Genomic DNA, 7,091 nt, shown 5'->3' on the forward strand with positions numbered 1-7,091 from the left:
AGGGTGGCGGCGACCGGGACGTCCGCCGCCACCGGGTCGGCGACAGGCACCGGGACCGCGGGGAGCCGGGTCCGGCGCGGATCCACGCGCTCCACGCGATCGGGCCGCGCGAGCCGACGGGGACTCCTCGGTGCCGGCCTGGTGGAGGTGCCGCGCGTCCCGTACCGCGACCCGCACACCGCGGTCCTCACCGATCCCGAGGTCCCGGAGAACAAGCGGTTCTGCTCGCGATGCAGCGCCGAGGTCGGCCGCGGCAAGGACGGCGGGCCCGGGCGCACCGAGGGCTTCTGCGCGTCGTGCCGCAACCCGTTCTCGTTCTCTCCCAAACTTGTTCCAGGGGAGCTGGTCCATCGGCAGTACGAGGTCCTGGGCTGTCTCGCCCACGGCGGGCTCGGGTGGATCTACCTCGCGGCGGACCGCGCGGTGGCCGACCGCTGGGTGGTTCTCAAGGGCCTGCTCGACTCCGGCGACGCCGACGCGATGGCGGCGGCGGTCGCCGAGCGACGGTTCCTCGCCGAGGTCGAGCACCCGAACATCGTGCACATCTACAACTTCGTCGAGCATCCGGACGCGCGCACCGGTGAGCCCGTCGGCTACATCGTCATGGAATACGTGGGCGGGCAGTCGGTCAAGGACATCCTCGAGGGTCTCCGCGCGACGCAGGGCGACGACGCCTGCCTGCCGCTGCCACAGGCGATCGCCTATGTGCTCGAGATCCTTCCCGCGCTGGGCTATCTACACGGGCGCGACCTGCTGTTCTGTGACTTCAAGCCGGACAATGTGATCCAGACGGAGGAGCAGCTCAAGCTGATCGACCTCGGCGCGGTGCGCGCCGTGGACGACGACGAGAGCCCGATCTACGGCACCGTCGGTTATCAGGCGCCCGAGATCGGCACCGCGGGCCCCTCTGTGGCGTCGGATCTGTACACCGTTGGTCGGGCGCTCGCAGTGATGACGTTCCCGTTCGACTACCTGCGCACATACAGGGCTTCGCTACCGACCGCAGCCGACGAGCCGCTGCTGGCGAAGTACGAGTCGTACCACCGGTTCCTGCTGCGCGCCACCGCCGCCGGGGCGGCCGACAGGTTCGCCTCCGCCGACGAGATGCGCGAGCAGCTGACCGGCGTGCTGCGCGAGGTGCTCGCGGCCGAGGACGGCATGCCCCGTCCCGGGTCGTCCACCGAGTTCACCACGGAATTGGCATCTTTCGGTATCGATCCGGCATTGGGAACGGAGCACGCATCGGCCCCGGCGCTCACCACCGTCGCCGCCGCGCTTCCGCTGCCCAAGATCGACCCCGACGATCCGGCGGCGGCGTTCCTCGCCACCGTCACCTCGCCCGACCCCGCCCGGGTCGCCGACGAGCTGAGCCATGCCCCCAGGTCCAGCCCCGAGGTGCGATTACGTATGGCGCGCTCGCACATCCGGGCCGGCGACACCGCCGCAGCACGGCGCCTGCTCGACGGCGTCGCAGCGCTCACCGCCGACGGTGACCGGACGTGGCCGGTGGCCTGGTACCGTGGGCTCGCCGCGCTCACGGACGGCGATCCGGTGGGCGCCGCGGCACACTTCGATCATGTGTACTCGGCGGTGCCCGGGGAGGCGGCGCCCAAGCTCGCCCTAGCCGCGTGCGCCGAGGCGAGCGGTGATCCGGCGCAGGCGACGCGCCTGTACCGATCCGTGTGGCGCACCGACTTCGCCTATGTCAGTGCCGCTTTCGGACTCGCGCGAAGCCTGTCCGAGGCGGGCGACCGGCACACGGCGTACGACGTGTTGTGTGCGGTTCCCGAGACGTCGAGCCACCACGTGGCCGCCCGACTGGCGGCAGCGGCGGTGCGTGCGGATGCGTCGGCGCCCGACCGACTGACCGAAGCCGACCTGCTGGCCGCGGGCGCGGAGATCTCGGCGCTCGACGGCGAAATCGACCCGCAGCGACGGGCACTCGCCGCCGAGCGGGTGCTGGGGGCCGCGCTGGCGTGGCTACGTGCGGGCCATACCGGGGCGGCCGCGGGCACGGCCGAGCCACGTCTGCTGGGCGCCCGCCTGACCGAGCCGGACCTGCGTGTGGCACTCGAGGGCTGCTATCGCACCCTCGCCCGGCATGCACCCACCTCCAGCGATCGGATCACGCTGGTGGACAAGGCGAACCGGATCCGACCGGCGACGTGGATGTGACAGCGACGATGGACTGTGAGGCGACGGCCCCGCGGGCGGACCCGGCGACCGAAACCGTGTCGAGTGGGACCTCGGGATCGTGGCCGGAGTCGGCGACCGCGGCAATCGGCGTGCCCGCAACGAGGATTCGATGGCGTTCGGCGTCGTCTCGGCGGCACCCGACTCCGGCGACGGCGCGGGCGTGGCCGCCGTCGTCGCCGGAGTGTGCGACGGCGTCGCCACCGACCTCATCGCGGCGGGCATACCCGAGGACGTGGCGAGCGCCGCACCCCAGGCGCACGCGCTGTCGAAGTGGCTGGGCGCCGACGCCGGCGTTGTGTAGGCGCGGATCGCGACGCTGCGCCCCGACGGGCCCGGCCGCCTGCTGCTGTGCAGCGACGGCCTGTGGAACTACCTGCCCGAGCCCGCCGAGATGGCTGACGCCGTGTATCGCACGACGGGGGACCTGGCGCAGGTCGCGGCCGAGACCGTCGGCCGCGCACTGGAACTGGGCGGACACGACAACATCACCTGTGTGCTGATACCGATACCGCTCGACGAGGGGAGCGATGCATGACGAACCCGCCCGGACCGACTCGTGCCGGCGACTTCGAAGTGGAGGTGTTCCAGAACGAGTACCTGACCGTCGGTGCCACCGAGGTCGACGCGATCGTCACGGTGCCGGCCCACGGCGGGCCCGGGGCCCCGGGCCGGGCAGCGGGGCTCCCGGACGCGGCGGAGGTGATCACCGTCGACACCTCGGGATCCATGGGACAACCGATCACCAAGCTGACGGCGGCCAAGCCGGCGACCGCCGCCACGATCGACACGCTGCGCGACGGGGTCGAGTTCGCCGTCGTGGCCGGAAATCACATGGCGCGCTCGGTGTATCCGCGGCACGGCCTGGCCACGGCGGGACCGCGGACCCGCGCCGCCGCCGAAGAGGAGCTGCGCCATCTCGTCGCGGGCGGCAGCACCGCGATCAGCCAGTGGCTGCTGCACGCCGACACGCTGCTCGCGCAGTCCCGCGCGAACCTCAAGCACGCGATCCTGCTCACCGATGGGCGCAATGAACACGAGGCCCCCGAGCAGCTCGAGTCGGTGCTGCGCGCACTGTCGGCCGGTTCGTGGGCGACTGCCGCGGTGTCGGAACCGATTGGGCCGTAGCCGAACTGCGCATGGTGGCCGACGCGCTACTGGGTACCGTCGACATCGCGGCCGAGCCCGCCGCGCTCGAGGCGGACTTCCGAGCGATGACCCGTGCCGCGATGGGCAAGGCCGTCGCCGGCGTGGTGCTGCGGCTGTAGACGCCGCAGGGCTCGGTGGTGAAGTTCGTGAAGCAGGTCGAGCCGACCCTGGTGGACCTCACCGAGCGGCGCACCGAGGTCCCGCACCGCAGCGGCGACCACCCCACCGGATCGTGGGGTGCCAAGACCCGCGACTACCACATATGCGCGCAGGTGCCGGCCGCCGCGGTCGGCGATCGGATGCTGGCGACGCAGGCCGGAAACACCGACACCGCCGGACTACTCGGCAAGGTGGTCGACATCGAGGACCCGCACACCGGCACCGTGCACCTCAAGCGGAACGTGACCGCAGTCGACGCGATGACGCTGGACACCCGATCGTCCAAGACCCTGCGAGTGCGCAAGGAGGGCAGCTGATTTGACTACGAGCATCTGCCCGCGGGGACGCGCCGGCAACGGATTCCGGCACACCCGTGCCGGGCACCCGCTGCGCCGCGTGCGGCGGCGAGCTGTCCGGTCGGTTCTGCGAGGAGTGCGGACACGACCGGCTGCAACTCGTGACCCCTGCGCCCGCCATCATCACGGGGCGGGCCGCGGCGGAACCCCCTGCCGCGCAGGGATCTCCGGCGTGGACGGAGTCATGGGTCGCGACGGTGTCCGCCGACCGCGGATACTTCGACACCGTCGTGGGCGACGGTGGGCCGGACGACGGCGGCTGGTCCGTGGTGGATCTCGGATCGGCCAACGGCACCGTCGTGGGCGACTCCGCACTGCCCGCGAACACGCCCGGCCGGTGTCCGACGGTGACGTGGTCAACCTAGGCGCGTGGACGCGCATCACGCCGCGGCGCGGCTGATCCGGAGCCGCTATCCCCCTGCCTCGGGTCCGATCACACCGTGAAGAATCGTGTCGACGAGGCGTTCGATATATGTGTCGTCTACCTTCCTCGAGTGGATGAGCGCATGGAACCACAGGTTGCCGGCGAGCAGATTCATGATCATGTCGGGGTCGGCGGCGTCGGTGAGTTCTCCACGCTCCCGGGCCCGCTGAAAGATGATCTGTTCGCGCGCAAGCCGATCGACGAAGAATGACGACGTCGCGGCTGCTGTCGCCGGTCGGTCCGGCAGCGACCCGATCATCGCCCCGATGATGCGACGTGTCGACTGGTCGGCGAGCAGGCCGGCGATCTGCCCTGCCACCCCCATCAAATCGTCGCGGAGGCATCCGGAATCGGGCACCTCGTAGGCCAGGGAAGGAGATTCGAGCAGGGCATCGGCAAGGACCTGGTCCTTGGTCGCCCAGGTCCGGTAGATGGTCGTCTTATTCACTCCGGCACGGGCGGCTACTGCTTCGACCGTCAATGCGTCGTATCCGCGCTCGGCCAGGATGTCCAGAGTAGCCGCGAAGATTGCGTCCGTCCTACGCGGCCGGGATGCGGTCCGGTACATGACGAGATCATACCTGCAACGCCGCGTTGCATGTGCGCCCTCAGCGTGCCAGACACTGTGCAACTGTCCGTTGTACTTGCAGGAGGTAGCGCATGAACGAAGTGGTCCCCCGTGGTGTTCGTCCACGGTATCCGGCTGTCGGGTGGGTGCTGGACCCAACAGATCCGGCTGTCGCACGGTCGTCGCGCCGCGACGCCGGATCTGCCCGGGCACGGACGTCGCCGCGGCGAGGCCTTCTCCGCCGCGGGTGCGGTGGATGCGATCGTGGAGGCGATCGACGAGGTGGGTGGGCACGCCGTCGTCGTGGGGCATTCGCTCGGCGGCTCCATCGCCATCGCGACGGCTGCGCGCAACCCTGATCGGGTGGCGGCCGTCGTCGCCTCAGGGTGTACCCTCGTCCCGAACATGTGGCTCCGCGGGATATTCCGTCTCGGACACGGTGCGTTGTCCAGACTTCCCGACCGGGGCGCCGGGATCAGCGCGAACGCCTTACGCCGGTCTCTGCCCGACGAGATCGCCAAGCCCACAATCGCCGCCGGCATCGCGTCCGAAGTGATCCCGGAAGTGATGGACGCAGCGGCCGATATCGACTCGATCGACGATCTCGGCGCGTACCCCGGGCATGTCCTGTTTCTCAACGGAGGCCACGACGCGTTCCGGCTCGGCGAGCGGCGGTTCCTGGCCGCCAGCCGCGACGGTGCGCTCCAGATCGTCCCCGGTGCCGGGCATTATGTACCGCTGACTCACGGCGAGACGTTCGCGCGGGCCGTCCGCGCCGTCGCCGATCGCTGCGATACCGCGACGCGCAACAACACATGATGCCGTGAAGACGGCGGAGGTGAGCCGCAGCGGGGCACCGTCGGCATACTCGCCCATCAGCCCGCGGTCGGACGTGAACCGCCGCAGCGGGATCAGCGCGAACGGGATCCCGAAGCTGAGCACGACCTGCGACATGACCAACGCCGCGGTGGGTTCCACGCCCGAGCCGAGAACGATCAGGGCGGGCACCAGAGTCACGCCGCGCCGCACCAGCTTCGGGATCCGGCGATGTAGCAGCCCGGCCATGATCGAGGACCCGGCGTACGAACCCACCGACGTGGACGCGAGTCCGGACGCGAGCAGCCCCGCCGCGGACACCCTCGCCACCAGCGGTCCCAGCGAGTCCCGGACCGCGGCGTGGGCGCCCTCGATGGTGTCGGTCCCCGCGCGGCCGCGGAGGCTGTTCGCGGCAGCACGAGCAACGCGATGTTCACGGTTCCCCCGATCGCCAGGGCGATCAGCACATCGGTCTTCGTCACGCGGACCAGTCGTCGCACCCGGTCGTCGTCGACCGGTGCGCCGTGCCGGTCAGGGCCATGATGATCTCCTCGAACCGCCGTTGTCGCCGCCCCTGCACGACGAGCAGTAGCAGGGACGCGATACCGACGATCACGCCGCCCAGCACCAGCGGCAGCCCGAACAACAGCTGCAGCGCGATCGCACCACCGATCACCTCCGCGATATCCGTTGCAGCGGCGACTATCTCGGCCTGACCCCAGAACGCCACCCGCGCTCGTTGCGGCAACCTCTCGCCGAGCACCTGCGGCAACGAGCGGCCGGAGACCAACCCCAGCTTCGCCGATTGGTACTGGATCAGCACCACCATCGCGCTCGCCACCACCAGAACCCAGACGAGCAGGTAGCCGTACTGTGCGCCCGCGCTGATATCGGCGGCGACGTTGCCGGGGTCGACCTAGGATCGGGAAGGCACTCGGCGGAGGGGAGACGCTCATGACCGACACACGCAAGGAATTCACCGATCCGCGGTTCAGCCTGGAAGACCGCCGGCTCGCCACAAACGTGGCCGTGTTCGCACTCGAGCAGATGCATGAGAACGTCCCGCAACAGATGCGCGACTTCGCCGACGGCCTCGTCGACGACCCCGGACCGCTCCCGAAGATCCCGTTTCCCGCGCCCCGGCGCAGCCGCTGGCAGCGGCTACGGGCCCGCTACGGGCTCTAGTGTTCTGCGCCGTTAATTCGTTTCAGGTATCTGGCGATGGAGGCGAGAATGTCTTCGGCGGTCTTGGTCCAGATGAAGGGTTTCGGGTTGTCGTTCCACGCGCTGACCCAGCCTCGGAGGTCGTTCTCGAGGGCTTGCACGCTGCGATGGTCGGCGCGTTGCAGTAGCTCGCGGGTGACTTCCGCGAAGAGCCGTTCGACTTGGTTGATCCAGGACGAGTAGGTCGGCGTGAAGTGCATCT

Annotated in this window: 10 protein-coding genes and 2 pseudogenes; 9 read left to right on the forward strand and 3 right to left on the reverse strand. The window is 70.0% G+C overall.

The genetic code is table 11. From position 1 onward, the window contains the following. The 7 genes from ABD908_RS26105 to ABD908_RS26135 form a co-directional block, all read left to right on the forward strand. On the forward strand, positions 1-2,175 hold a 2,175-nt coding region (locus ABD908_RS26105; RefSeq protein WP_345001612.1), incomplete at its 5' end, for a serine/threonine-protein kinase. A 130-nt stretch (positions 2,176-2,305) separates the two neighbouring features. Beyond that, positions 2,306-2,497 (forward strand): hypothetical protein, encoded by a 192-nt coding sequence (locus ABD908_RS26110; RefSeq protein WP_345001615.1) that lies wholly within the window; start codon positions 2,306-2,308, stop codon positions 2,495-2,497. Between the two features lie 90 nt (positions 2,498-2,587). Then, positions 2,588-2,731 carry a hypothetical protein gene (locus ABD908_RS26115; RefSeq protein WP_345001617.1) on the forward strand — a complete coding sequence of 48 codons (144 nt, stop codon included), beginning with the start codon at positions 2,588-2,590 and terminating at the stop codon, positions 2,729-2,731. Beyond that, the gene (locus ABD908_RS26120; RefSeq protein ID WP_345001620.1) at positions 2,728-3,321 is read left to right on the forward strand and encodes a VWA domain-containing protein; all 594 of its coding nucleotides are present in this window, start codon (positions 2,728-2,730) and stop codon (positions 3,319-3,321) included. The genes ABD908_RS26115 and ABD908_RS26120 overlap by 4 nt, the downstream gene beginning before the upstream one ends. Positions 3,322-3,332: 11 nt before the next feature. Continuing rightward, entirely contained in the window at positions 3,333-3,461 is a 129-nt protein-coding gene (locus tag ABD908_RS26125; protein ID WP_345001623.1) for a hypothetical protein, read from the forward strand. Between the two features lie 18 nt (positions 3,462-3,479). Further along, complete coding sequence (locus tag ABD908_RS26130; RefSeq protein ID WP_345001626.1) at positions 3,480-3,818, forward strand: hypothetical protein; 339 nt, start codon at positions 3,480-3,482, stop codon at positions 3,816-3,818. Between the two features lie 56 nt (positions 3,819-3,874). Then, positions 3,875-4,222 (forward strand): FHA domain-containing protein, encoded by a 348-nt coding sequence (locus ABD908_RS26135; protein WP_345001628.1) that lies wholly within the window; start codon positions 3,875-3,877, stop codon positions 4,220-4,222. Positions 4,223-4,267: 45 nt separating this feature from the next. Here ABD908_RS26135 and ABD908_RS26140 read toward each other — a convergent pair whose 3' ends face one another. Then, entirely contained in the window at positions 4,268-4,975 is a 708-nt protein-coding gene (locus ABD908_RS26140; protein ID WP_345001630.1) for a TetR/AcrR family transcriptional regulator, read from the reverse strand. Between ABD908_RS26140 and ABD908_RS26145 the strand changes: the two genes are divergently transcribed. After that, positions 4,964-5,668: an alpha/beta fold hydrolase gene (locus tag ABD908_RS26145; protein ID WP_425584414.1), complete on the forward strand. Its 705-nt coding sequence runs from the start codon at positions 4,964-4,966 to the stop codon at positions 5,666-5,668. The genes ABD908_RS26140 and ABD908_RS26145 overlap by 12 nt on opposite strands. On the opposite strand, the pseudogene ABD908_RS26150 reads toward ABD908_RS26145, so the two are convergent. Next, positions 5,657-6,581: pseudogene (locus tag ABD908_RS26150) on the reverse strand (Nramp family divalent metal transporter); the annotation flags it as partial. The gene ABD908_RS26145 and the pseudogene ABD908_RS26150 sit on opposite strands and share 12 nt — an antisense overlap. A gap of 38 nt (positions 6,582-6,619) precedes the next feature. Between ABD908_RS26150 and ABD908_RS26155 the strand changes: the two are divergent. After that, positions 6,620-6,850 carry a hypothetical protein gene (locus ABD908_RS26155; RefSeq protein WP_345001635.1) on the forward strand — a complete coding sequence of 77 codons (231 nt, stop codon included), beginning with the start codon at positions 6,620-6,622 and terminating at the stop codon, positions 6,848-6,850. On the opposite strand, the pseudogene ABD908_RS26160 reads toward ABD908_RS26155, so the two are convergent. Beyond that, positions 6,847-7,091 (reverse strand): annotated as a pseudogene (locus ABD908_RS26160) (IS630 family transposase); the annotation flags it as partial. The gene ABD908_RS26155 and the pseudogene ABD908_RS26160 overlap by 4 nt on opposite strands.

The organism is Tsukamurella soli, assembly GCF_039541155.1.
Classification (GTDB): domain Bacteria; phylum Actinomycetota; class Actinomycetes; order Mycobacteriales; family Mycobacteriaceae; genus Tsukamurella; species Tsukamurella soli.